Origin of the sequence: Desulfovibrio sp. (assembly GCF_018379785.1) — a bacterium.
In the GTDB taxonomy this organism is placed as follows: domain Bacteria; phylum Desulfobacterota; class Desulfovibrionia; order Desulfovibrionales; family Desulfovibrionaceae; genus Desulfovibrio.
This window is the reverse complement of the sequence record NZ_JAGZUV010000009.1, coordinates 1-22,746: the sequence shown is the minus strand read 5'-3', so window position 1 is coordinate 22,746 and position 22,746 is coordinate 1. Positions and strand designations below refer to the sequence as shown.

General features: G+C 66.1%; 21 protein-coding genes and 1 pseudogene. 12 read left to right on the top strand and 10 right to left on the bottom strand.

The features are described from left to right. Positions 1 to 72: 72 nt before the first annotated feature. From KH208_RS03020 to KH208_RS03010, 3 genes are read left to right on the top strand one after another with little or no spacing between them, the layout of a single operon-like run. Positions 73 to 675: a hypothetical protein gene (locus tag KH208_RS03020; protein ID WP_291433713.1), complete on the top strand. Its 603-nt coding sequence runs from the start codon at positions 73 to 75 to the stop codon at positions 673 to 675. A gap of 6 nt (positions 676 to 681) precedes the next feature. Beyond that, positions 682 to 2,037 (top strand): tetratricopeptide repeat protein, encoded by a 1,356-nt coding sequence (locus KH208_RS03015; RefSeq protein WP_291433712.1) that lies wholly within the window; start codon positions 682 to 684, stop codon positions 2,035 to 2,037. Next, complete coding sequence (locus KH208_RS03010) at positions 2,037 to 2,378, top strand: hypothetical protein (RefSeq protein ID WP_291433711.1); 342 nt, start codon at positions 2,037 to 2,039, stop codon at positions 2,376 to 2,378. The genes KH208_RS03015 and KH208_RS03010 overlap by 1 nt, the downstream gene beginning before the upstream one ends. A 125-nt stretch (positions 2,379 to 2,503) precedes the next feature. Here KH208_RS03010 and mutL read toward each other — a convergent pair whose 3' ends face one another. Further along, positions 2,504 to 4,537 (bottom strand): DNA mismatch repair endonuclease MutL, encoded by a 2,034-nt coding sequence (mutL, locus tag KH208_RS03005; protein ID WP_291433710.1) that lies wholly within the window; start codon positions 4,535 to 4,537, stop codon positions 2,504 to 2,506. Between the two features lie 159 nt (positions 4,538 to 4,696). Here mutL and KH208_RS03000 point away from each other — a divergent pair, with 159 nt between their 5' ends. Then, a complete protein-coding gene (locus tag KH208_RS03000) occupies positions 4,697 to 4,999 on the top strand; it encodes a hypothetical protein (protein ID WP_008683037.1) in 303 nt (100 codons plus the stop codon). Between the two features lie 150 nt (positions 5,000 to 5,149). Here KH208_RS03000 and purE read toward each other — a convergent pair whose 3' ends face one another. The 3 genes from purE to KH208_RS02985 form a co-directional block, all read right to left on the bottom strand. Next, positions 5,150 to 5,647: a 5-(carboxyamino)imidazole ribonucleotide mutase gene (gene purE, locus KH208_RS02995; protein WP_291433709.1), complete on the bottom strand. Its 498-nt coding sequence runs from the start codon at positions 5,645 to 5,647 to the stop codon at positions 5,150 to 5,152. A 53-nt stretch (positions 5,648 to 5,700) separates the two neighbouring features. Next, on the bottom strand, positions 5,701 to 6,996 hold the full coding sequence (gene purD, locus KH208_RS02990) for a phosphoribosylamine--glycine ligase (RefSeq protein WP_291433708.1): 1,296 nt from the start codon (positions 6,994 to 6,996) through the stop codon (positions 5,701 to 5,703). Between the two features lie 84 nt (positions 6,997 to 7,080). Beyond that, positions 7,081 to 8,754 carry a VCBS repeat-containing protein gene (locus KH208_RS02985; protein ID WP_291433707.1) on the bottom strand — a complete coding sequence of 558 codons (1,674 nt, stop codon included), beginning with the start codon at positions 8,752 to 8,754 and terminating at the stop codon, positions 7,081 to 7,083. A 181-nt stretch (positions 8,755 to 8,935) separates the two neighbouring features. Between KH208_RS02985 and KH208_RS02980 the strand changes: the two genes are divergently transcribed. The 4 genes from KH208_RS02980 (at position 8,936) to KH208_RS02965 (ending at position 12,821) form a co-directional block, all read left to right on the top strand. Then, positions 8,936 to 10,219, top strand: coding sequence for an RsmB/NOP family class I SAM-dependent RNA methyltransferase (locus KH208_RS02980; protein WP_291433706.1), 1,284 nt, complete (start codon positions 8,936 to 8,938; stop codon positions 10,217 to 10,219). Positions 10,220 to 10,275: 56 nt separating this feature from the next. Then, on the top strand, positions 10,276 to 10,692 hold the full coding sequence (locus KH208_RS02975) for a LysR family transcriptional regulator (RefSeq protein ID WP_291433705.1): 417 nt from the start codon (positions 10,276 to 10,278) through the stop codon (positions 10,690 to 10,692). Positions 10,693 to 10,708: 16 nt separating this feature from the next. Beyond that, on the top strand, positions 10,709 to 11,368 hold the full coding sequence (locus tag KH208_RS02970) for a hypothetical protein (protein WP_291433704.1): 660 nt from the start codon (positions 10,709 to 10,711) through the stop codon (positions 11,366 to 11,368). A 91-nt stretch (positions 11,369 to 11,459) separates the two neighbouring features. Then, entirely contained in the window at positions 11,460 to 12,821 is a 1,362-nt protein-coding gene (locus KH208_RS02965; protein WP_291433703.1) for an MATE family efflux transporter, read from the top strand. A gap of 34 nt (positions 12,822 to 12,855) precedes the next feature. Here KH208_RS02965 and KH208_RS02960 read toward each other — a convergent pair whose 3' ends face one another. The 4 genes from KH208_RS02960 to KH208_RS02945 all read right to left on the bottom strand — a co-directional run bounded on the left by KH208_RS02960 (position 12,856) and on the right by KH208_RS02945 (position 17,842). Continuing rightward, positions 12,856 to 13,485 carry an ATP-binding cassette domain-containing protein gene (locus tag KH208_RS02960; protein WP_291433702.1) on the bottom strand — a complete coding sequence of 210 codons (630 nt, stop codon included), beginning with the start codon at positions 13,483 to 13,485 and terminating at the stop codon, positions 12,856 to 12,858. Beyond that, a complete protein-coding gene (locus KH208_RS02955) occupies positions 13,482 to 14,204 on the bottom strand; it encodes an ABC transporter permease (protein WP_291433701.1) in 723 nt (240 codons plus the stop codon). Before KH208_RS02955 ends, KH208_RS02960 begins: the two co-directional genes overlap by 4 nt. A 148-nt stretch (positions 14,205 to 14,352) precedes the next feature. Continuing rightward, on the bottom strand, positions 14,353 to 15,180 hold the full coding sequence (locus KH208_RS02950) for a substrate-binding domain-containing protein (RefSeq protein ID WP_291433700.1): 828 nt from the start codon (positions 15,178 to 15,180) through the stop codon (positions 14,353 to 14,355). Between the two features lie 196 nt (positions 15,181 to 15,376). Continuing rightward, the gene (locus tag KH208_RS02945; protein ID WP_291433699.1) at positions 15,377 to 17,842 is read right to left on the bottom strand and encodes a carbamoyltransferase HypF; all 2,466 of its coding nucleotides are present in this window, start codon (positions 17,840 to 17,842) and stop codon (positions 15,377 to 15,379) included. Between the two features lie 156 nt (positions 17,843 to 17,998). On the opposite strand from KH208_RS02945, the gene KH208_RS02940 reads away from it, so the two are divergent. The 4 genes from KH208_RS02940 (at position 17,999) to sppA (ending at position 21,806) form a co-directional block, all read left to right on the top strand. Then, on the top strand, positions 17,999 to 18,568 hold the full coding sequence (locus KH208_RS02940; RefSeq protein WP_291433698.1) for an XRE family transcriptional regulator: 570 nt from the start codon (positions 17,999 to 18,001) through the stop codon (positions 18,566 to 18,568). A gap of 69 nt (positions 18,569 to 18,637) precedes the next feature. Next, on the top strand, positions 18,638 to 20,314 hold the full coding sequence (locus KH208_RS02935) for an AMP-binding protein (RefSeq protein ID WP_291433697.1): 1,677 nt from the start codon (positions 18,638 to 18,640) through the stop codon (positions 20,312 to 20,314). Positions 20,315 to 20,358: 44 nt separating this feature from the next. Then, entirely contained in the window at positions 20,359 to 20,532 is a 174-nt protein-coding gene (locus KH208_RS02930; RefSeq protein WP_291433696.1) for an HTH domain-containing protein, read from the top strand. Positions 20,533 to 20,732: 200 nt separating this feature from the next. Next, positions 20,733 to 21,806, top strand: a complete 1,074-nt coding sequence (gene sppA / locus KH208_RS02925; RefSeq protein ID WP_291433695.1) for a signal peptide peptidase SppA — start codon at positions 20,733 to 20,735, stop codon at positions 21,804 to 21,806. A 271-nt stretch (positions 21,807 to 22,077) separates the two neighbouring features. Here the strand turns inward: sppA and KH208_RS02920 are convergent, their stop codons facing one another. Both KH208_RS02920 and KH208_RS02915 read right to left on the bottom strand, forming a co-directional pair. After that, positions 22,078 to 22,356 carry a hypothetical protein gene (locus tag KH208_RS02920; protein WP_291433694.1) on the bottom strand — a complete coding sequence of 93 codons (279 nt, stop codon included), beginning with the start codon at positions 22,354 to 22,356 and terminating at the stop codon, positions 22,078 to 22,080. A 146-nt stretch (positions 22,357 to 22,502) separates the two neighbouring features. Then, positions 22,503 to 22,746: pseudogene (locus KH208_RS02915) on the bottom strand (Cro/Cl family transcriptional regulator); the annotation flags it as partial.

Sequence of the window (22,746 nt, the reverse complement as noted above, 5' to 3'; positions counted from 1 at the left end):
GACTGTTTTCCGGATATATCTAAAAAATATCATAAAAATTTCGAAACATTTTTCGAACTCCGCGAGGCCGTCATGAAACATACCCGCCGTGTCTTTCCCGCCGCCCTGCTGTCGGCGCTGCTGGCAGTCCTGCTGCTCTCGGCCTGCGGACCGAGCAACAATGTGCGCCTGCTTCCCCCGCCGCCGCTGGACGCCTCCGTGCTGCCCGCCCCCAACGCCCCGCGCGTCAGCGTGGTGACCTTTGCCGACAAACGCACGGACCAGTCCGCTCTGGGCGTGCGCCGCGACAACAGCGCCTTTGTGACCAGCGACGACGTGGCCCAGTGGATCAGCCGCGCCCTGGCCGACGAACTGGCCCGCAACGGCATGCAGGTTACCTTTGCTCTCAACGTGGGCCAGGCCCGCAGCGGCAATCCCGACTACCTGGTCACCGGCCAGGTGGACGAGGCCTGGCTGCGCGAAACCTCGGCCACGGACCTCGCCACCAATCTGCGGGTCAATTACGTGCTGGCCAACCGCCAGGGCCGCCTGCTGCGCGAGTCGCTCACTTCCAGCCAGAGCCGCACCGGCCTGCCCTCGGGCGCAGCGGCGGAAAACCTGATGCTGGAAACCCTGCGGGATCTCGTGAAGCCCATGGCCCAGAAGATTGTCCAGACCATCCAGGCCAAAAAATAACCGGCCATGGCGGTCCCGCGTTTCGGGCTTGCGGGCCTTGCGTTGCTGCTGTTTCTGGCGTGGGCCGGGCCCGCGCGGGCTGAATCCGGGCATGTTTCCACCGCTCCGACGGGTGCCGGGGATATGCCTTCCGCGTCGGTACAGGCGCCCGCGCTGGAGCTGAGACCGATTACCGAGGTGGAAATGCGCGCCGTCACCCCGCCGGTGACGCGCGAAGCGGCCTGGGCGCATGCCCGGGCCTCGGCTTGGCTTACGGCTCTGCACCGGGCCGTAAGTGCCTTTCCCCAGCGCCGGGAAATCCGCATGGGCGCGGTAGCCCCGGCGGAGCGCCTGGCTCTGGCCGCGCAATTGTACCGGGCCGCCGCGCCGCCCCTTGCCGACGCTCCCGATGCCGCAAAGGCCGCTGGCTCCGCCGAAGATTCCCCCCTGCACGTGGCGCTCAGCCTGACGTCCCGGCCCCAGGCCGGAACGGAACTGATCCTGGCGTTACGCAATCCCGAACTGCTGGCCCTGCGCCACACGCTCATCAGCGAAACCAGGGACACGCTGGAAATCATGGACCGTCACTGGCCCGGCGGTACGGCGGCGGTGCGGGGCACGGTCCCCGCCGCGAAAACCCCGGAAACGGCGGCCTCTCCGTCGGAACGGACGAAACGGGATTTCCGGCAGGCCCGCGACTGGCAACGCATGGGTGCGCGCCTGAACGGCCTCTGGCTGGCCCAGGCCGCCCTGGACCTCACGCCCGAAGGCTGGCTGACCGGGGCCGATGCCCTAAGCACACTGGAACGGGCGGCCAGAGAGGCCCCGCGCAGCCCCACGGTGCGGCTGCTGCTGGCCGAGGCCCAGTTGCAGCGCAACCTGCCCCAGCAGAGCATTGAATCCTGTACCGAGGCCCTGCGTCTGGCACCCGGCTCGAACCTGATCAGCGGGCGGGCGCGCTATATCCGCGCACTGGCCCACTGGCGCCTGCAACAGCTGGCCCTGGCCGAGGACGATCTGAACGCGGCTCTGCATACCCGCACCCCCTCCACGCCCCAAGGCGCGGAACAGGCACGGCGCTTGCGGGCGCGCGGCGCGGTGCGCATGCTGCGCCGCAACTATCCGGGCATGTGCGCTGACTTTTCGGCGGCCTGCGCCCTGGGTGACTGCGAGGGCCTGGCCGTGGCCCGCGCGCAGAAGTATTGCCGGACCCGTGCAGCGACCGCGCCGCAATCCGCTCCGGCCAGCCTGCCGCCGTCCTTTCTTGCCGCGCCCGCCGGACAGATTCCGGAAAACACGGAAAAACAGACGCCCGAGCCCGCACAGGGAAACCCGATGAACTCGGATAAACCGGACCGGCCGGAAGGAGACCCCGCCTCGTGATGCGCGAGCCCCTGCTCAAGGTCTACGGCCATGTCTATCCCGTTTCGGACGCATTTTACGCCGACCTGGACGCGGCCTGCGCCGACGCCCTGGCCGACGACGCGGACGAGCCCGTGCTGTGCCGCGAAGGGGATATGGCCCGCGTCTCCTTTGAGGGCGTCTATTTTCCCGTGGACGAGGTGCTGGCGGCCCTGGCACGGCATCTGCGGCCGGAACACCAGGGCAAGCTGGACGTGCTGGACCTGGAAAACTGGCGGCTTACCCGCCATCTGTTCGACCAGGGGCGGATACGCAGCACTTCCGCGCCCTTGAACAACGTGCTGGATTATTCCGGACACTGAACCGGACTTAGGACAGATTTCCTTTAAAATGCTTCGTTTTTCAAAGATTCATCCAGCCGAAAACCGCGCTTTTCGGCTGAATCCACACCGTGCGCGGCGTTAGAGCATTTTTCGTTTGAAATGCTCTACTGGCGGCGTTTGAAGAATTTTTCCAGGGCGGCGGCATCCCAGCGCAGCACGCAGGGGCGGCCGTGCGGGCAGTATTCGCGCTCCGGCACGGCCAGCCACTGGCGCAGCAGACCGGCGGCCTCGTCATCCGTCAGACGCTGTCCGGCCTTGATGGCCCCCTTGCAGGACATGGAAATGAACATGCCCGCCAGATCGTCCTTGCGCCCGGCCAGGGCCTCGCGCAGGAAGTCGCGGGCCTCGGCGCGCGAAAGCACTGGCGGCATGGCCCGCACCAGCAGCGTCCCGTCCGTGCATTCCAGGACGAAGCCCAGGCTTTCCAGACGCTCGCGCAACTGCTGGAAGCGTTCCTGTTCCGCCGGATGCAGGTCCAGCTCCAGGGGCAGGGCCAGACATTGGCCCGTGCCCGCGAAACCGCCCCGGCGCAGCCGCGTGTAAAGCACCCGCTCATGGGCCGCGTGCTGGTCCAGCAAAAGCAGCGCGCCTTCGGCGTCGCGCAAAACCAGATAGGTGTCGGCCGCCTGTCCCAGATAGGACAACGGACCCACCCGTAACGGTTCGCGCTCCCGTGGTTCCGGCGCGGTAGCGGACACGGTCGGCGGTTCCGGAACACGGCCGGACCAGGCCGCGTCCGGCATGGAGGCGGGCGCGCTCGCGGGCTCCGGCGGAAAAGAGTGTTCAGCGGGCGGCCCGTAGGGCGCGGCGTCTTCCTCGACGGGCGCGAAGACGCGCGGGGCCGCACTCCAATCGGGAGGCGCGCTCACCCGCCAGTCTTCCTCCGGAACGCCCGGGGGGGAAGACGTTTCCGGGCGGGCCAGCAGCGGCGGATCATCCAGACGGCCCCAGAATCCCCGCGGCCGGGGCGCGGCCGCTTCAGGAGCCGGAGCCGTTCCGGCCGGATTCACCCGCCCGGCAAACAGTCCGCCGGACAGCCCGCCAGCCGGGCCGCTGGTGGACGGCCCGTCCGCGAAGAGCCCCGGGGCAACAGCCCCGTCCGGGCCTTCGCCCTCCAGAGCCGCCGTGAACGACGTGACCAGAGCGCCCTGCACCGCGTGCAGGCAGGCGGAAAAAACCGCCGATTCATCCCGGAAGCGCACTTCGGACTTGGCCGGATGCACGTTGACGTCCACCTCACGCGGGTCCATGTCCACAAAAAGCGCCACCTGCGGATAGTCGCGGCTGGTCAGGCGGCCTTTGTAGGCCTCGCGCACGGCGGCCAGCAGGCGCTTGTCCGTCACCGAACGGTTGTTGACAAAGAGCAGGATGCGGTCCCCGCGCGGCTGGCTTACCGTGGGCAGGGCCGCCAGGCCGTGCACGCGGATGCCGTGGCGCTCCCCCTCAAAGGGGCGCAGGGCCTCCACGATCAGGCGGGGCCAGAGCAGGGCCAGGCGGTCGCGCAAGGTCTGGCCGGGCAGAAAGTGCAGAACCTCGCGCTCGCCGGAATGCAGGCTGAAGCCCACTTCCGCCCGGGCCAGGGCCAGACGCGCCAGCCAGTCCTGGGCGCGTTTGAATTCCGTGGCCGGGGTCTTTAAAAATTTAAGGCGGGCGGGTATATTGGAAAAAAGATCGCGCACCTCCACGATGGTGCCCTTGTGCAGCGCCGCCGGGCTTGACGCCAGCAGGCGGCCGTGCTCCACTTCCACGCAATGGGCCGCGCTCTGGCTGTCCGGCCCCTGCCAGGCGGACACGATGCGGAAGCGCGAAACCGAGGCGATGCTCGGCAGAGCCTCGCCCCGGAAGCCGTATGAACGGATGCGTTCCAGGTCGTCCATGCTGGCGATCTTGCTGGTGGCATGTCGCGTGACGGAAAGCTCCAGCTCATCGGCGGGGATGCCGCAGCCGTCGTCCTGCACGCGGATCAAGGCCTGACCGCCGTTCTCCAGGCGCACGTCGATGCGCGCGGCCCCGGCGTCCAGGCTGTTTTCCACCAGCTCCTTGAGCACGCTGGCCGGGCGCTCCACCACTTCACCGGCTGCGATCTGATTGCGCAACTCAGGCGGTAATAAACGGATATGACGCATATTTTCAGGCATGAAGTCAGTGTAGTCGGCTCACTCCCGCAAAGCAAGCCGTCACGGCGACCGGTTCCGCGCCCTTGCCTTGCGGCGCGTCGTGCTTATTTTGAGAAAGGCAGGCAAAAGCTGCGCCGCACCATGCGCTCCCAGGCGCGCGCCGCCTGCCGGGAGAAAAATATGCACAACACGACCACAGCCATCACAACTTCCGCGCCCGGGCCGTTGGCCCTCAAGGGCTACGACCCCGAACTCCTCTATGTGGAATGCGGCCGTTGCGGCTCGCCCGTTATGTGGGAACAGGGCCGGGCCAGCCGCATTCTGGAACAGGCGGGCATCGACCCTCTGGAACTGGATGCCTCCTGTCTGCTGGTCACGGACGGCTGCCCCATGTGCGGCAGCAAGGGCCAGTACACGGTCCAGATTTTTCGGGTCAGCGCCGGTTCGGAAACGCGCCGCCCCCCATATTACGGCACGGCCTAGAGTAATTTCACCTTGAAATTGCTCTAATCTGTTCCAAGCACGCCTGTCGCCGCCGAACGCAAAAGGGCCGCCGGAACTCCGGCGGCCCTTTTCATTGCGGACACATTGCCTTTTGGGGTGGCATCTTCAACCCTGCGGCGCCCTGAATGGCTAGGCGTATTTTTTACTGATCTCTTCCCCGGCCTTGTCCACGTCGGCGCGCATTTTCGCGCGCGCCGCCTCGACTTTTTCATGCAGCGCGGGATCGCCCACGGCCAGGATCTGAGCGGCCAGCCAGGCCGCATTGCGCGCCCCGGCCTTGTCCAGAGCCACCGTAGCCACCGGAAAGCCGGGAGGCATCTGCACGGTGGAGAAAAGCGCGTCCATACCGGCCAGGCTGCCGCCGGACACCGGGATGCCGATCACCGGCCTGCTGGTGCGCGCGGCAACGGCCCCGGCCAGATGCGCGGCCATGCCCGCGGCGCAGATAAAGACCCGCGCGCCCCTGGCTTCCTCGTCGCGCACCAGGGCTTCGGTGCGCTCCGGCGTCCGGTGGGCCGAACTCACGGTAAACACATAGTCAATGCCCAGGCTTTTCAGCACGTCCACGCAGGGGCTGACTTTTTCCTCGTCGGACTTGGACCCCATCAAAATAACAACATGCGCCATGATTCCATCCTGTTTGCTTCAGACATTACGGTGCCGGGAAGCGGCCCTGCATCTCAGTGGTCCTTTTCGCTTTCCAGGCGACGGATTCCCTTGTCGCCGATGTCCGTGCGATAAAAGCCGTCCGGCATCTGAATCTTTTCCAGGGCCGCATAGGCGGCCTTCTGGGCCGCGGGCAGGTCGTCGCCCAGAGCCGTAACGCAGAGCACGCGCCCGCCGCTGGAAACCAGCACCTGATCCTTGACGGCCGTGCCGCTGTGGAAAACCTTGACCCCGGGCAGGGCTTCGGCCTCCTCAATGCCCTTGATGACCAGGCCCTTGGGATAGGCGCGCGGGTAGCCCTTGGCGGTGAGCACCACGCCCAGAGCGGTCTGCGCGCTGTAGCCGAGGCTGGCCGGGTCCAGCCTGCCGTTGACGCAGTCCAGCATGACCCGGGCCAGATCGCCCTCCAGGCGCGCCAGCAGGGGCTGGCACTCGGGATCGCCGAAGCGGACGTTGTACTCCAGCACCTTGGGCCCGTCGGCGGTGAGCATCAGGCCCGCGTAGAGCACGCCCACAAAGGGATGGCCGTCCTTGGCCAGTTCTCTGAGAATGGGCCGGATGGTCAGATCGGCCATTTCCTCCAGCCGGTCGTCGGGCAGCACCGGCGCGGGGCTGTAAGCCCCCATGCCGCCGGTATTGGGGCCCTGGTCATTGTCCCAGGCGGCCTTGTGGTCCTGGGCGGAGGGCAGGGGCACGGCCCGTTCGCCGTCGCAGAAACAGAGGAAGGAGGCTTCCTCGCCCACCAGGCATTCCTCCAGCACCACGCGGTCGCCCGACGCGCCGAAGGCCCTGGCTTCCATGATGTCGCTCACGGCCTGCAGGGCTTCCTGCGAATCGCGGGCCACCACCACTCCCTTGCCGGCGGCCAGGCCGTCAGCCTTGATCACCAGGGGCGCGCCCACCTTGACCACATGATTTTTGGCGATTTCCGGATCGCTGAACACCGCGCAACGGGCCGTGGGCACCTGTGCCCGGTCCATGATCTCCTTGGCAAAGGCCTTGCTGCCCTCAAGCCGCGCGCAATAGGCGTCCGGGCCGAAACAGGCGATGCCCGCCCCGCGCATGCGGTCCACAATGCCCAGGGTCAGGGGCAGTTCGGGACCGGGCACCACCAGATCGATCTTTTCCCGGCGGGCCAGATCCACCAGTGCGTCCAGATCGTCGGCGGCCACCGGCACGTTGGTCGCGCCCGCGCCGCTGGTGCCTCCGTTGCCGGGAGCCACAAAAATTTCACTGACCCTCGGGCTCTGGCGGAACTTCCAGACCAGGGCATGCTCGCGCCCGCCGGAACCGATCACAAGGATGCGCACCTTGGCCTCCTTTGGCTGATAATTGGAAGAATAGGGATAAAAAACAGCCCCCCGCCCGGCGGGCGGGGGGCCGGATGCCGCACGTTAGTTGGGGTTCACTTCAAAGTCGCTGAGATCCGCGGGCACGTTGGGGTCGGTCTGGGACACGTCCAGCGGGTAGGCGGTGATCATGCTCTGGCGACTGCCGATGCCCAGATCCGGCGAGGTGTTCAGGCCCACCACCAGATCCAGAATGCCGTCGTTGTTCACGTCGGCCAGGTCGATTTCAGCCACGGAACCCCGGATGCGCCGGGTCTTCCACTTCAGGCCCAGGCCCACGCCGTCCCAGTACAAGGCGTGTATTTCGCCCTGGGGAAAGAAGCGGTAGCGGTCAAAGAGCTGGGAAGCCGTGGAAATGGGCTTGTTCAGCAGCAGCACATATTCGCCGGTGCGGCCCAGGTCCGCCGCGATCATGCGCATGGGCGCGTAGTATTTGCTGGGCAGCTGGTAATTGCGGTCAATGCCCAGGCCGGGCATGCCCTTGTAGTGATCCATGCCCGCGGCTGAGCCGGAAAAGCGCTCCATGGTGGTGTGGATCAGGGTATTGCCGTTGCCCTGGAAGACCTTGATGCGCTCGTCGTCCGTGAGCATGACCAGCTGGTCGCCCTTGCCGTCCTTGCCGCCGGGCAGCCAGGCCACGTTGAACACCGTGGCGCCGGCGGGCAGATCCAGGCGCGCGCCCAGGGAGAACTTGTTGCCGCTCTTGACCATCACGTGCACGCCGGGAGAGAAGAGCTTGAGCGAATCCCAGCCCTGGCCCACCAGAGTGGGCATGAAATGGGGCGGGGTTTTGATCACGCTGGCGAAATAGGGAATGCGGTCGGCGTACTGGGTCAGCTTGTTGCCCTTGAAAGAATAGAAATAGGAGTAGGGACGGTTGCTGTCCTCCTCAAAGGTGGCGATGACCAGTTCCTTGGCCCCGTCGCGGTTGAGGTCGATGGCCCGCATGGAGAAATTGAGGTTGGACTGGGAAATGACGGTTTCGCCCAGTTGCTTGAGCCGCCCGTCGGGCTCCCAGATGTAGATCGTCAGCTTGTGGTCGCCGAGCACCGCGATTTCGTTCTTGCCGTCGCCGTTGAAATCGCCCACGGCCATGTCCACCATATTCTCCTTCATGCGCTGGCTGCGCAGGCGCGAACCGTCGTTGGCCCCGGAACCCTGGTAACGGAACTGCGGGTTCAGATAAACCCGCTGCTGGCCCGTCTCATTGACCACGATGTCCGAATTCATCTGATTGACCGGCTGGCCCTTGCCGGACGGGGCCACGTAGCCGGGCCGGGCCGCCACGGACACGCCGAAGGCTTCGCTGCCCATGGCGGAGCTCAGTTGCTGCACCGTGGCGGTAAGGCCGCTCAACGGCCCCTGCGCTGTCTTGCTCCAGGTCTTGCCCGCCTTGTCCACGCTGTGGACGTCAATGGTGCACTCATTGCCCATGACGCTCACCGAGCCCCAGACCGCGTAATCCGCGCCCGCGGCGCTCAGGGCCTTGCGGGCCTCGGCGTCGGAAGCGGCCTTGGTCTGCGCGCTGCGCCCTTCCAGCACGCCGGGGCGGTTGAGCCGCGCCTGCATGGTGGCTGGCACGGCCTTGGACAGATAGGCATAGCTCTGCGGCGCATTGACCGTAAAGGGCAGCAGCACAAAGCTCTTCGGCGCGGCCTGAACAGCCTGGGCCAGGCCCAGGGCGAGCGTCAGCAGGCAGGCCGTCAAGGACAATCGCATGGCAAATTTCATCCCGTACTCCTTGGAGTCTTTTTCGGAGGCGCGGCAAGGCTCCAGCCCCGCCATATCGCCGCAGTATACGCAGACTTGGCCCGCCGCGCAATACGAAAGCAACGGCCTCCGCAGGCGGTGCCTGAATCCGGCTGACTTTGCCCCTGATCTGCCCTATACTGGGCACACCATGCCCAAACAGTACTCCCGCTCCTTCCGTCTGGTCTGCGAAACCCGGCACATCCCCCTGGTGGAAGCCCTGCTGCGCGCCCAGGGTTACGAATTCGAGCCCGAACCCTTTTCCCCGCTCTGCCGCCGCCTCCGCCGCGAACCCCGGCCTCTGGGCGGCTCCCTGGCGGCTTTTTTCGGGCATATCTACATCCAGGACCGCTCTTCCATGCTGCCGCCCCTGGCGCTGGCTCCCCGGACGGGGGAAGCCGTGCTGGACATCTGCGCCAGCCCGGGCAGCAAAAGCGGCTTCCTGGCCCAGCTGACCGGCCCCACGGGCTTTGTGCTGGCCAATGAACCCGCGCCCGCCCGCCTGGGCACCCTGCGGGCCAATCTGCACCAGTGCAACCTGCTTCAGGCCGCCACCTGCTCCTACGGCGGCGAAAACCTGCCCCTGGTCCCGTCCTCCTGGAGCGCCATCCAGCTGGACCCGCCCTGCTCCGGCTGGGGCACGGCGGAAAAACATCCCCGCGTGCTCAAGCTCTGGCAGGGAGACAAACTGAACAGTCTCACCGGCCTGCAACGGCGTCTGCTGCGACACGCCGCATCCCTGCTCGCGCCGGGCGGGCGGCTGGTCTACTCCACCTGCACCACCAACGAGGCGGAAAACGAGGCCCAGGTCTGTTTCGCCGAAGAAGAGCTGGGCCTCGTGCGCGAAATGCTGCCGCCCTTTCCCGGCTTTGCCTGGGAAGAACGCCCCGGCGGCGCGGGCACGCTGCGGGTGGACGGCGAAAAATCGCGAGCCCAGGGTTTTTATCTGGCTCTGTTGCGCAAGACGGCGGACAGCGCGGGCACGGCCCCCATGCCGCCCGCGTCCGCCCCGGAAAAACGCGGCGCGCGGCGCGAAGCGGGCCGCCCCCTGCCGCCGGAATGCCTGGCCGGACCCTGCTGCGACCCCGCTCTGTTGCCGCCGGGCCGCGCCGCGCTCTACGGCGGGCATGTGCGCTTTATTCCCGCACAGGCGGCCGGCCTGCTGCCGCCGGAATGCATCTGGCAGGGGGCCTTGCTGGGCCGTCTGGCCGGCGGCCGCCTGAGTCCGGCCCCGCGCCTGCGTTGCCTGCTGCCGGAGCCGCCCGAACCGGACACGGCCCTGGTGTTGGACGAGCTTGCGGACCTGACGGCCCTGCTTTCGGGCCAGAGCCGCCAAACCGGCCTGGCGGGCCGTGAGGCCGGGCTCTGGTGGCGTGATCTGCCTCTGGGGCGAATTGCGCTCAAGCAGGGCCGTGCCGTGGCCGCGTTCAGGTAGAGCGGATTCTGTTTCAAATTGTTCTCATTTCCCTGGAGCAAGCAAGGAGGCCCCCCATGCCCGTGAATGCGCACATGCATCTGAAAATCTGGCTGACCCGCGCCGACGGCAAAAAAACCGGCACGGCGGGCCAGGAACTGCTGGGCCAGGGCCGGGTGGAGCTTTTGCGCCGCATGGCCGAGCTGGGCTCGCTGAAAAAAGCCGCCGAAAGCATGGGCATGTCTTACCGCCTGGCCTGGGGCAGGTTGAAAAAAATGGAGGAAGCCCTGGGCCGGCCTCTGGTGGAAAGCGGCGACAACCGGCGTGGCGGCTACAGCCTCACGCCCGCGGGCGAGGAGCTGGTCGCGGCCTTCCGCCTCTGGGAGGACGAGGTGCGCCGTTTCGCCCTGGCGCACGCGCCGCGATTGCACAATATCGCTCTGGATGACGCCCGCGACGGCGCCCCCTCCGGCGCGTCCGCATCGCGGGATTGACGCGGGCGGGACGCGCATGGAAAGCCTGCTGCGCTGGCGGCCCGAAGCCGCCCGCTTCCGCCACCGGGACTCCCTGCTGGAAAAATCCCTGCCCGGCGCGGACCTGGCTCTGGATGCCTGCGCCCTGGTGGACTTGAGCGTGGCCGAGGCTCTGGCGCGGGCGCGCCGGGCCGGGCGCGCGCCCGCTTGCGAGCCGGGCTGCGCGGCCTGCTGCTGCCAGCCCATCCCGCTCACGCCGCTGGAAGCCCTGCTGCTGACGCGCTTCGTACATCTGCGGCTCGGGTCCGAAGAACGCGCCGCCCTGGCCCGGAACCATGCCGCCGCCCTGGCTCTGCCGCCGTTGCGGCGAAACTGCCCCCTGCTGCTTGACGGCCGTTGCGCGGCCTATGTTGTGCGGCCCCTGGCCTGCCGCCGCTATCTGGTGCTGGGCAGAGCCTGCGCCTCCGGCGAGGACGCCGCATCCAGCCGCCCCGCCGATCTGCTGCCGCCCGACCCGGACCTGCTGGCAGCCGCCCTGCTGCGCACCCTGCCCTGGTACGCCCGCCGGCCCGGATGTCCGCTGCCGCCCCGGCCTTCAGACCCGGCGGCGGCCCGGCGTTTCTTCCGCTCCGTGACGACCGTGATCCAGATCCTGCCCTGGGAAAAAGAGCTTGCCCAAGAGGACGGCGTGGCTTAAGGGAAACACTGCGTAATGGCCTTTTTGCCCTTTTCCCGCGAAAGATTTAGAAACAACTTCCGGTCCGCGCCGCGTTGTTCCGGGTTCAAATATGTCCACCAGTACCGCCGCGCCCGCGCGCGAACCGGCCAACGCCCTTGACAGGGTTTCCGGCCTCCTTTCCCTGCTGCGCTTCGCCTTTCCCACCATGGTCATGATGGTCTTCAACGGCCTGTACACCATTGTGGACGTGATTTTTGTGGCCCGTTTCGTGAACACCGAGGCGCTCTCGGCCATCAATATCATCAATCCGGCCATGGGCGTGCTCTGGGGCCTGGGCACCATGCTGGGCACCGGCGGCAGCGCGCTCATCGCGCGCAAGATGGGCGGCGGCGACGCTGCCGGGGCACGACGCAACTTCAGTCTGCTGATCCTGGCCGGAGTGTTGCTGGGCCTGTTCTTTTCCGGCCTGGGTCTGCTCTTTCTGGAGCCGATCATCCGCGCCCTGGGCGCCAGCGACATTCTCGCGCCCTACTGCCGGGAGTATTTCGGCACCCTGCTGCTCTTCACCCCGGCGGCCCTGCTGCTGACCCTTTTCGCCTTTCTTTTCGTCACCGCCGGAAAACCCGCGCTGAACATGGCCCTGATCATTGCCTCGGGCCTGACCAACACGCTTCTGGACTATGTCTTCATCGTGCTGCTGGGCATGGGCGTGGCGGGCGCGGCCCTGGCCACGGGCATCGCCTTTCTGATCCCGCCTTTGGGCGGGCTGTGCTTTTTCCTGTACAGCAAGGGGCCGCTGCACTTCACCCGGCCCGGCATGCGCCTGCGGGAGTTCGGTTTGGTCTGCTTCAACGGCAGCTCCGAGATGATCGCCCAACTCTCCATCAGCGTGACCACCTACCTGTTCAACATCACCATGCTGCGCCTGGCCGGGGAGGCGGGCGTGGCCGCGCTGACCATCACGGCCTATTCGGAATATTTTCTGGTCACGCTCTTTCTGGGCTTTTCCATGGGCGTGGCGCCGGTCATCAGCTACAATTACGGCAGCGGCAACCATGCCCGCCAGCGCCGCATCTTCCGCTCCTGCCTGCTGTTCATCTGCGTGGGTTCCATTCTGGTCTTCAGCGCGGCCCTGCTGGGCGCGTCCCGGCTCATCGGCATTTTCGCGCCGCCGGACAGCCGGGTTTTCGTCCTCGCGGACCAGGGCTTTCATATTTTCGTCTTCAACTTTCTGTTCTGCGGCTACGGCATCTTCGCCTCGTCCCTGTTCACGGCCCTGTCCAACGGCAAAGTTTCCGCCATCATCGCCTTTTTGCGCACCTTCGCGCTTATCGCGTTTTTCCTGCTGGTGCTGCCGGAATTCCTCGGCCTGACCGGCGTGTGGCTGGCCGCTCCCCTGGCCGAGGCCATTGCCGCGCTGGTAGCGGCCTTTTTCGTCTGGCGCTGGCGCGGCACCTACCAGTATCTGTAGAAAAAACGAAACAGAACAGGACGAAGCCGGATAGTCAGGCCGGACGGCCCAGATCCAGACGGCGCGCGTCCAGACTGGAGAGCCAGGCCATGTCATGGCTGGCCGCCACCACGGTGGTCCCGGCCACGGCCGCGGCGCGCACCGCCGTCTCAATGGCCTTGGCGCTGGACGCGTCCACGCTGGAGGTGGGCTCGTCCAGCAACAGGACCAGCGGGCGCAGGATCAGCCGGGCGGCCAGGGCCACGCGCTGCTTTTCGCCGCCGGAAAGCGCCTTCCAGGAGCGGCGCAGCATGTCCTGTCCCGGCGCGAAGCCCACGGCCAGCATGGCTTCCTCGGCGGCCCGCCGCAGATCCCGGCGGCGGCCGCGCACACGCAGGCCGTAGACCACGTTCTCAAAAACCGAGGCTTTGAACAGATAGGGTTCCTGCAGCAGCAGGGTGACGTCCTGCCGGGGCGGACGGCCCGGCGTGCCGTGAAAACACAGTTCGCCGGAAGCGGGACTTTCCAGAAAGGCCAGCAGGCGCAGCAAGGTGCTCTTGCCCGCGCCGTTGGGACCCGTGAGCGCCAGCACTTCGCCGCGAGCAATGCTCAGCTCCGGCAGGCGCAGCACTGTGCGCCCCCCGTAGCGCTGCGTCAGGGCCCGGCATTGGTACAACACGCTCATGCCCCGCCTCCCCGCCCGCCGTGATCGTCCCGGCCGCGCTGCCGCAAAACCGCCAGAGCCAGGTTGACCACAAAAGCCATGAGCAGCAGCACCAGCCCCAGGGCAATGCCCTGGGCGAATTCGCCCTTGCTGGTTTCCAGGGCGATGGCCGTGGTCATGGTGCGGGTTTCGTAGCGGATATTGCCGCCCAGCATCATGGCGATGCCCACTTCGGTGATCACCCGGCCAAAGGCCGTAACGCAGACCATGCCGATTTCATAACGGGCTTCCTTCAGCGAGCCCCAGGCCACCTGCGCGCCCGATGCGCCCAAAGTCAGCAACGTCTGGCGGCAGCGCGGGTCCAGCCCTTCCACGGCCTGGGCCGTCCAGGAAATCACGATGGGCAGGGCCAGCACGGCCTGGCCGACAGCCATGCCCGGCAGAGTGAAGAGCAGGCCGTATTCGCCCAACGGGCCCCGGTAGGTGATGAAGGCATAGACCAGCAGGCCGATGAGCACGGTGGGAAAGGCCAGCAGGGTGTCGGAAATGAGCCGCAGGCAACGCTTGCCGGGAAAATCGTAATAGCCCAGGGCAAACCCGCAGGGCAGGCCCAGCAGCATGGCCGCCGTCATGGCGTAGGCCGTGGAGACCAGGGTGGCCGTGATGGCGGACAGCGTGGCCGCGTCCATGTGCAGGAGCAGGGCGAGGGCCTGCGTGAGGCCTTGAGACAGATAATCCATAACCGTAGGTGTACCCTGCGGGGCGGAGTTATTGGGGCCTGCCGCCCGCAGGGCACGCCAAACATCACTTAGGCTCGGCCCTCTCCCAGCTTGCGGCAAAGGAGCAGCGCGGAAGCGGAACCATCCGTTCCGCTTCCGCTTTCCTCATCTACTTCCCGGCATTGGGGAAGAACAACTGCTTGCCTTCCAGCTTATAGTCGGCGATGCGCTTCTGGGTTTCAGGCTTCACCCACCAGTCTTCGAAGACCAGGGCCAGATCTTTCTTGACCTTGGGGCACTGGGCCGGATTGACCGTGATCACGCTGTACTGGTTGAACAGAGCCTTGTCGCCCTCCACCAGGATGGCCAGAGGGTTCTTGTCGCCCTGCTTGTTGGCGAACTTGATCCAGGTGCCCCGGTCGGTAAGGGCATAGCCCTTTTTCTCGGCGGCCATGTTCAGGGTGGCCATCATGCCCTGCCCGGCGGAAACATACCAGGCTTCCTTGTCCGGCGACAGGCTGGAGGCCTTCCAGAGCTTGAGCTCGGCCTTGTGCGTGCCGGACTGGTCGCCGCGGCTCACAAAGGGGCTTTTGTGCCCGGCAATGGCCTTGAGGGCCTCGGCCGTGGCCTTGCCCTTGACCTGGGCCGGGTCCTTGACCGGGCCCACCAGCACGAAATCGTTATACATGATCTGTCGGCGGTCCACGCCGTGCCCGGCTTTGACGAATTCCATCTCGGCGGCGGGCGCGTGCACCAGCAACACGTCGGCGTCGCAGTTCTTGGCGATTTCCAGGGCCTTGCCCGTGCCCACGGCCACCCACTTGAGATCAATGCCGGTCTCGGCCTTGAAGGTGGGCTGCAGATACTCCAACAGGCCGGAATCCTGGGTGCTGGTGGTGGTGGCCATCATCAGCTTTTTGTCGGCGGCATGGGCCACGGGCAGGCTCAGGGCCAGACAGAAGGCGGCGGCCAGAGCCAGGACGGAAAGACGTTTCATGGATGCGACTCCTTGTAAGATATTGGAAGAAAGATAGACGAGTGCATAGCCGCCCGCGGGCAGCGCGTCAATGCCCCGGCCCGACGGAAGAGGGGGCGGATATGGTCCGGCGCCGGACAAGGGAAACGAATTTCCGACGAGGAAAGCATACTTTCCCGTCCACGTCTCCAAGGCCAAAACCGCGCCTGATGCAGCATCACGCCAACCCAAGCCGCTGCTCGCGCAAAAGCTGACGTCCCCAGACCGCCTGCCCCAGGGAAAGGCCGCCGTCGCCCGGCGGCAATTCATGGTGGGTGAGCGGGTCAAGGCCATGCTCCGCCAGGGCTTGCGGCAAGATCCGGGCCAGCAGGGCGTTCTGCATGGCTCCGCCGGAAAGGCCCACCCGGCGCGTGTCGGTCTTTCGGGCCGCCTGGGCGGCCATGGCCGCCAGGGCGTGCGCCAGGCTCAGATGAAAACGGGCCGCGATGCGTCCCGCGGGCTCGCCGGCCGCTTGGGCTTGCAACACCCGGCGGAAGAGGGCCGTGCTGTCCAGCTCCAACAGGCCGTTGCGCTCCACCAGAGGCAGAGGCCAGGCCGCGCCCTCGCGCAACGCGGCTTCGTCCGCCGCCGCTTCCAGGCGGATGGCCGCCTGGCCTTCGTAACTGGTCGCCAGGCAGAGGCCCAACTGGGCGGCCACCGCGTCGAACAGGCGGCCGCAACTGGAGGTCAGCGGGCAGTTCAGGCCGCGCACCAGCATTTCCCGCACAGCCGTTGCGGCCATGGCGTATTCGGCGTCCCAGGGCGCGGGACCGGCATCCTCTCCGGCCTGAATCCGAAGGGCCAGGGCGATGCGCCAGGGCTCACGGATGGCGGCCTCGCCGCCGGGCAGGGCAAAGGGGGCCAAGCGTCCCAGGCGGCTCCAGTCCGCACGGCCCAGGTCCATATGGATCAGTTCCCCGCCCCAGATGGTGCCGTCGTCGCCGAGGCCCGTGCCGTCCAGACACAGGGCCAGGGCGGGCTCATAGCAGTTGTTTTCGGCCAGTACCGAGGCGGCATGGGCCGCATGGTGCTGGAGCCGCCAGAGCGGCAGGCCCTCCCGCGCGGCACGGGCCTCGGCATAGCGGGTGGACAAAAAATCCGGGTGCAGATCGCAGACAATGGCCTTGGGCCTTACTTCCAGCAGGCTTTCCAGATGGGCCGCCACTTCCTCGTAAAAGCCCAGGGTGGCCGGATTTTCCAGGTCCCCGATATGCTGGCCCACAAAGGCCTCATGCCCGCGGATAAGGCAGATGGTGCCCTTGAGTTCGGCCCCGGCTCCCAGCACCGTGGGGTCGCCTTCTTCCCCGCCCTCTCCGAATGGCGGCAGAAAGACCGGGCGCGGCACATAGCCGCGCGCCCGCCGATAGAAAAACGGATCAACCGCGTGCGGGGCAGTGGCCGCATCGGCCTTGCCGCTCCCGCTCTCGGGCTGCCGGAGCCGGGGGGGACGCGGGGCCACGCCGAGCACGCTGTCGTCCACGCGCACCAGGATGTCCCTGTCATGCAGCAGCCAGGCGTCGGCCAGATGATCCAGGCGGGCCAGGGCTTCGCGGTTTCCCAGACAGAGAGGCTCGCCGTGGGGATTGGCCGAGGTCATCACCAGCACCGGGGGCAGAGGCGCGCGTGGCGCGAGCCGATCAAAAAGCGCCGCGTGCAGGGGCGTATAGGGCAGCATCAGGCCCACGTTGCGCGTGTCCGGAGCCACCTCCGGCGGCAGGGGGTCTGCCTCTCCGGCCGGGACGGTCCGGCGCGGGCAGAGCACAATGGGTTTTTCCGGACTTTGCAGCAGGGCCTCGTGCTCGGGCGTGAGTTCGCAAAGCGCGCGCGCCGTGGCCAGATCCGCCACCATCAGGGCCAGGGGCTTGTGCGGACGGTTCTTGCGCCGCCGCAGTTCGTGCACGGCCGCAGCGTCGCGGGCGTCGCAGGCCAGCTGGAAGCCGCCCAGGCCCTTGAGCGCCAGAATGCCGCCGTCCAGCAGAACCTGCCCGGCGCGGGCCAGGGCTTCATGCCGGTTGGTTGCCGTGGGACCGGTGTCGCCGCCCTGCCGCGTGCGCCTGTCCACAAACCAGAGACGCGGGCCGCAGACCGGGCAGGCGATGGGCTGGGCGTGAAAACGCCGGTCGGCGGGATTGCCGTATTCCGCCGCGCAATCCGGGCAGAGCGGAAAACAGCTCATGGTGGTGGTGGCCCGGTCATAGGGTATGGCGCGGGTGATGGTATAGCGCGGGCCGCAATTGGTGCAGTTGGTAAAGGGATAGCCGTAACGGCGGTTGGCCGGGTCGCGCATGTCCGCGAGGCAGTCCGGGCAGATGCCCATGTCCGGGCTGACCAGCACACTGTGCCCGGCGTGGCCGTGGCTGGGCACAATGACAAAAGCCGTTTCGCCGGGCAGGGGCGCCAGTTCTTCCACGCTCAGGCCCACCAGCCGGGCCAGAGGCGGCAACTCCGCGCGCAGGCGGCGGCCGAAACGCGCCACCTCCGCCGGCGAGCCCTGCACTTCCAGGCGCACGCCGTCGGAGGTGTTGCCCACCGTGCCGGTGAGTCCGCCCTCCTGCGCCAGCCGGTAGACAAAGGGGCGGAAACCCACGCCCTGAACCTGGCCGGAAGCCACAAAGGCCCGGCGCGCTGTCTGTTTCATGTCCATTGTCGCACTGTAGCCCAAAAGAAAAAATGCCGCCAGACTGTTCAATTGCTCAAGATTGAACGCTCTTGCGGTGCCAACGGCTTTTCTGTATTCTCTTCTGTTATAACCGGATCATTAAACTGTTCCCCGCCGTTGCGGCGGCAAGGAGGAGCGCCCATGCCCACAAAACACAATATCGGCAGCCGGATCCGTTCCTTCCGCGAGGAACGTGAAATTGATCTGGAAACCCTGTCCCAGGACACCAATCTGAGTGTGGAATTCCTGAACCAGCTGGAAAACGGCGAGATTTACCCCAGCATCGGCCCCATGCAGAAGCTGGCCCGCGCTCTGGGCGTGCGCCTGGGCACCTTTCTGGACGACCAGTACACCCGCGACCCGATCATCGGACGCATCGGCGGCGAGGGCGGCGATCCGGCCCTGCACACCGGGCGCATGGCCCGGCCCACCTATGTTTATCATGCGCTGGGCAAGGGCAAGAGCGACCGCAACATGGAGCCCTTTTACATTGAAATTTTCCCCGACCCCTCGGTGGAGCGCAAAACTTCGTCCCATCAGGGCGAGGAATTCATCCTGGTGCTTGAGGGCGAACTGCTGGTGATCTACGGGCGGGAGAGTCATGTGCTCAAGGCCGGGGACACCATCTATTACAATTCCATTGTGCCGCATTTTGTGGGCGCGGCCGGGGACGCGCCGGTCAGGATCATGGCCGTGGCGTATAATCCTTAGAGAACCCTGGACCGGATTCACTCTGCAATTGCGACGCGACGACCCGAGCGGAGGGCGCGGAGAAAAGGCATGGACGAAAAAGTACGCGAACGGCAGGCGCGGTTTGAACTGCGCGAATGGACCCTGGGGCAGATTCTCGATCATACCGTGGCCCGCTTTCCCGACCGGGAGGCCATTGTCTACGCCGACCGCGACTACCGCCTGACCTGGCGGGAATTCGCCGGCGTGGTGGACCAGTTCGCCAAGGGGCTCATGGCCCTGGGCGTGCAAAAGGGCGAAAAAGTGGCGGTCTGGGCCACCAATGTGCCCTACTGGGTGGCCCTGCAATTCGCCACGGCCAAGATCGGGGCCGTTCTGCTCACGGTGAACACCAATTACCGCGAGCACGAGCTGCGCTACCTGCTGGGCCAGTCCGAGTGCGAAAACATCTTCCTCATCGACAATCTGCGCGACCATGACTATATCGCCACGCTCTACAAGATCGTGCCCGAGCTGCGCACCCAGGGACGCGGCAACCTGCGCTGCGCCGAGCTGCCGCATCTGAAGCGGGTCTGTTTTCTGGGCGCGGAAAAGCACCGGGGCATGTATTCCGTGCCGGAAATCCTGGCCATGTCCGTGATGGTGGACGACGAAGAATATGAGGCCCGCCAGGCCGCTCTGGACCCCTGGGACGAAATCAACATGCAGTATACCTCGGGCACCACGGGTTTTCCGCGCGGGGTCATGCTGACCCACGTGGGCGTGGGGCTCAACGGCTACTGGATCGGCCGCCACCAGGGCTTTACCGAGCAGGACAGGCTCTGTCTGCCGGTGCCGCTTTTCCACTGCTACGGCTGCGTGCTGGGCGTGTCGGCCTGCGTCAACCACGGCACCACCATGGTCATTCTGGAAACCTACAATCCCCTGAAAGTACTGGCCGCCGTGGACAGCGAGCGCTGCACCGCGCTTTACGGCGTGCCCACCATGTTTCTGGCCGAGTTGGAGCACAAGCTCTTCAAGCGCTTTGACGTCTCCAGCCTGCGCACCGGCATCATGGCCGGTTCGGTCTGTCCGGAGCCGCTCATGCGCCGGGTGGTGGAAGACATGTACATGAAGGAGATCACCATCTGCTACGGCCTTACCGAGGCCTCGCCGGTCATGACCCAGTCCGACATCCACGATCCCCTGGCCGTGCGCTGCGAAACCGTGGGCTGCGCCATGCCGGGCATCGAGGTGCGCGTGGGCGATCCGGAGACCTGCGAGGAACTGCCGCGCGGCGAAGTGGGCGAAATCCTCTGCCGGGGCTACAACATCATGAAGGGCTACTACAAGATGCCCGAGGACACGGCCAGGGCCATCAGCCCGGAAGGCTGGCTGCACTCCGGCGATCTGGGCGTCATGGACGAGCACGGCTACGTGCGCGTCACGGGCCGGATCAAGGACATGATCATCCGGGGCGGCGAAAACGTCTATCCACGCGAAGTGGAAGAATTTCTGCTCCAGATGGACGGCGTGCTGGACGTGCAGGTGGTGGCCGTGCCCAGCCGTAAATACGGCGAGGAAGTGGGGGCCTTCGTCATCCCCCGGCCCGGCGCGGACCTGCTGCCCGAAGACATACGCGATTTCTGCCGGGGCAAGATCGCCTGGTTCAAGATTCCCAAATACGTGGCCCTGGTGGACGCCTTTCCGCTCACGGCCAGCGGCAAGATCCAGAAATACAAGCTGCGCGAAATGGCGGCCGAGCGCTGGCCCGAGCCCATGCAATAAAAGGCCCGCGCCGGACGGCGCGCATCCGAAAAGGAGTTGACAGCATGGAAGACAAGGTTCTCGAAATATTGACCAAAGCGGACAAGCCCCTGCGCCCCGGCGACATTGCCAAAGAGCTGGGCGTTGATTCCAAGGACGTCAGCAAGGCCATCGCCGCCCTGAAAAAAGAGGGGAAAGTCATGTCCCCCAAGCGCTGCTTTTACGCCCCGGTAAAATAATCCAAGAGCCGATTACCGCCTTTTTTGCCTTCTGCCCGCGACGGATGTCTTGATACACATTCGCTTTCCTCGGCAGAGAACAAAAATCCTCACGCATCAGCGCTCCCAACGCCTCATGCGGCTCCGGGACATCAAGCCCGGTGCCGCGCTGCCTGGGGACGGCCTTTTCTCCGAGCCCGCGTCGTGCTAATCAACGGCCCATGAACACTGAAAACTTTACGCTGACCCCTGATGATGCGGCCGCTCCGGCCAGGACAGCCTCCGCCTTGAACAGCGCCCCATCCTCGAATGCCGATCCTGACGGCACAGTCTGCGCCGCGGTCTGCCCGCTGGCCCGGATTCCGGCCCCTGTCTGGAAAGCCCTGTTGCGCCGCCCCTTCCGCAAGCGGCATCCCTTCATCTTCTGGCTCTCGCTCCTGGTCCTGGTTCTGATCGGCCTGGCCGTTTTCAGCCGGGACGAAGACGGCCGGGGCCTGCTCAGCGGCGGCGACCGCCTGGCCCTGGTCACGGTGCGCGGCCCGATTATGGACGTGGCCCCCACCCTGGCCTGGATCCGCAAAATCGAACGCAACCCCCAGGTCAAGGGAGTGCTGCTGCGCGTGGATTCCCCCGGCGGCGGGGCCGCCGCCTCGCAGGAAGTCTACGACGCGCTGGCCCGCCTGGCCCAAAAGCGCCCGTTGGCGGTGAGCATGGGCTCTATGGCCGCGTCCGGCGGCCTGATGGTCAGCATGGCAGGAGGCCGGATTTTCGCCAATCCGTCCACGGTCACCGGCTCCATCGGCGTGCGCATGGACATCCCGCAACTCCAGGGCCTGCTGGGCAAGATCGGCGTGGGACAGGAAACTCTGGTCACCGCGCCCTACAAGAACGCCGGTTCCTATCTGCACCCGCTTTCGCCCGAGGACCGGGCCTATTTCGAGGGCGTGCTCAAGGACATGCACGAGCAATTCGTGGGCATTGTGGCCAAGGGGCGGGACATGCCGCGCGAGCGGGCCGGACAGCTGGCCAGCGGCAAGATCTTTACCGGCCGGGAGGCCCTGAAGCTGGGCCTGGTGGATGAACTGGGCGGCCAGAACGCGGCCCTGCGCTGGCTGGCCGAGCGGACCGGCGTGCCCGCCGAGCGCAAGCTGCTGACCAAACCCAAGGAAAGTTCCTGGCTCGCGGACAGCCTCAAATCCTGGTTCGGCCTGGACCTTTCGGCCCTTGCAACCGTGAGCGGGCTTAACGCCGCGGGCAGCGACTGGCGTACGCCGGTCTTTCTGTACCAGTTCTGAAGAGGCCAGGGGCGGCAGCCCCAAATTCCGCCGGGGGGGAACAATCCCCCCGGCTCCCTCAAGGCCGGAAAAGGGCGGCACGCTCGCGCCTTGTTAGAGCATTCGACACTCAAAATGCTCGTTTGCAGCGAGCAAAAGCCGCCTGCTCATATTTCGCGGCAAGGATGTGTCTGCAACTCCTTGCAGTGCACTTGACGCATTTCATGCGGGAACAGCTCTAAACCGCGTATCAAAAACGTTCGCTCCTTCCATTTCTCTCCTCACGCCCTGCTCACACTTCCTGCATGACCCAGGCCAGCCGCCCGAGAATCAATTCCGTCCGGGCAAACCGGATCCGGCGGTCAGGATACATCGGATTCTCGGCACATAAGCGGAAATAATCCTCCTCCCAGAGCAGTCGGCGCAGGACGGCACATAAGCGGAAATAATCCTCCTCCCAGAGCAGTCGGCGCAGGACGATCTCCCCGTGGGGAAGGGTGATGGCGAACAGTTCGCCGCTCGCGGGGCAGTCGGCGCGCGTGTCGATGCCGACATGCGCTCCCCGGCGCATTCGAGCAGATCCACTTTGAGAATTGACATTCTCAAAGTTTGCGCTGCCTTCAGCCTGCGGCGGGAACGCGGTCCCACCTTGGCTTCAGGCGCGGGCAGCCACTTTCGTGGCCGTCAGAGCAGTTTAACTTTGAAAGTTAAACTGCTCTATGGCGCGGCCGCGTCGTTGTCCACTGCCAGAACGACGATGCCCTCTCTCGCGTATGCTCTGGGCAAGAGGATGCTGCCTGTCGGCCGGAGCGTGGCCACGGCTGCCCCGTTTCCCGAGCCGTCGCCCCGCATGGCGTACATGGTGACAAGCACAGGCTGCGACAAAGGCGAGTCCAGCAAGCCGGGGGCCAGGGGAGTTCCGTCCCCGTCGCCGGGAATGTACCCGGCCTCGGTGCGCAGA

Excerpts from the sequence above, each read along its gene's own strand:
- KH208_RS03000 (WP_008683037.1), top strand. The coding sequence starts at position 4,697 with ATGCACAACACGACCACAGCCATCACAACTTCCGCGCCCGGGCCGTTG.
- KH208_RS02975 (WP_291433705.1), top strand. The coding sequence starts at position 10,276 with ATGCCCGTGAATGCGCACATGCATCTGAAAATCTGGCTGACCCGCGCC.
- KH208_RS02920 (WP_291433694.1), bottom strand. The coding sequence starts at position 22,356 with ATGCGCCGGGGAGCGCATGTCGGCATCGACACGCGCGCCGACTGCCCC.
- mutL (WP_291433710.1), bottom strand. The coding sequence starts at position 4,537 with ATGCCTGAAAATATGCGTCATATCCGTTTATTACCGCCTGAGTTGCGC.
- purE (WP_291433709.1), bottom strand. The coding sequence starts at position 5,647 with ATGGCGCATGTTGTTATTTTGATGGGGTCCAAGTCCGACGAGGAAAAA.
- KH208_RS02970 (WP_291433704.1), top strand. The coding sequence starts at position 10,709 with ATGGAAAGCCTGCTGCGCTGGCGGCCCGAAGCCGCCCGCTTCCGCCAC.
- KH208_RS02930 (WP_291433696.1), top strand. The coding sequence starts at position 20,359 with ATGGAAGACAAGGTTCTCGAAATATTGACCAAAGCGGACAAGCCCCTG.
- KH208_RS02965 (WP_291433703.1), top strand. The coding sequence starts at position 11,460 with ATGTCCACCAGTACCGCCGCGCCCGCGCGCGAACCGGCCAACGCCCTT.
- KH208_RS03010 (WP_291433711.1), top strand. The coding sequence starts at position 2,037 with ATGCGCGAGCCCCTGCTCAAGGTCTACGGCCATGTCTATCCCGTTTCG.
- KH208_RS02940 (WP_291433698.1), top strand. The coding sequence starts at position 17,999 with ATGCCCACAAAACACAATATCGGCAGCCGGATCCGTTCCTTCCGCGAG.
- KH208_RS02980 (WP_291433706.1), top strand. The coding sequence starts at position 8,936 with ATGCCCAAACAGTACTCCCGCTCCTTCCGTCTGGTCTGCGAAACCCGG.
- KH208_RS02935 (WP_291433697.1), top strand. The coding sequence starts at position 18,638 with ATGGACGAAAAAGTACGCGAACGGCAGGCGCGGTTTGAACTGCGCGAA.
- KH208_RS02945 (WP_291433699.1), bottom strand. The coding sequence starts at position 17,842 with ATGGACATGAAACAGACAGCGCGCCGGGCCTTTGTGGCTTCCGGCCAG.
- KH208_RS02960 (WP_291433702.1), bottom strand. The coding sequence starts at position 13,485 with ATGAGCGTGTTGTACCAATGCCGGGCCCTGACGCAGCGCTACGGGGGG.
- KH208_RS03020 (WP_291433713.1), top strand. The coding sequence starts at position 73 with ATGAAACATACCCGCCGTGTCTTTCCCGCCGCCCTGCTGTCGGCGCTG.
- KH208_RS02950 (WP_291433700.1), bottom strand. The coding sequence starts at position 15,180 with ATGAAACGTCTTTCCGTCCTGGCTCTGGCCGCCGCCTTCTGTCTGGCC.
- sppA (WP_291433695.1), top strand. The coding sequence starts at position 20,733 with ATGAACACTGAAAACTTTACGCTGACCCCTGATGATGCGGCCGCTCCG.
- KH208_RS02955 (WP_291433701.1), bottom strand. The coding sequence starts at position 14,204 with ATGGATTATCTGTCTCAAGGCCTCACGCAGGCCCTCGCCCTGCTCCTG.
- KH208_RS03015 (WP_291433712.1), top strand. The coding sequence starts at position 682 with ATGGCGGTCCCGCGTTTCGGGCTTGCGGGCCTTGCGTTGCTGCTGTTT.
- KH208_RS02985 (WP_291433707.1), bottom strand. The coding sequence starts at position 8,754 with ATGCGATTGTCCTTGACGGCCTGCCTGCTGACGCTCGCCCTGGGCCTG.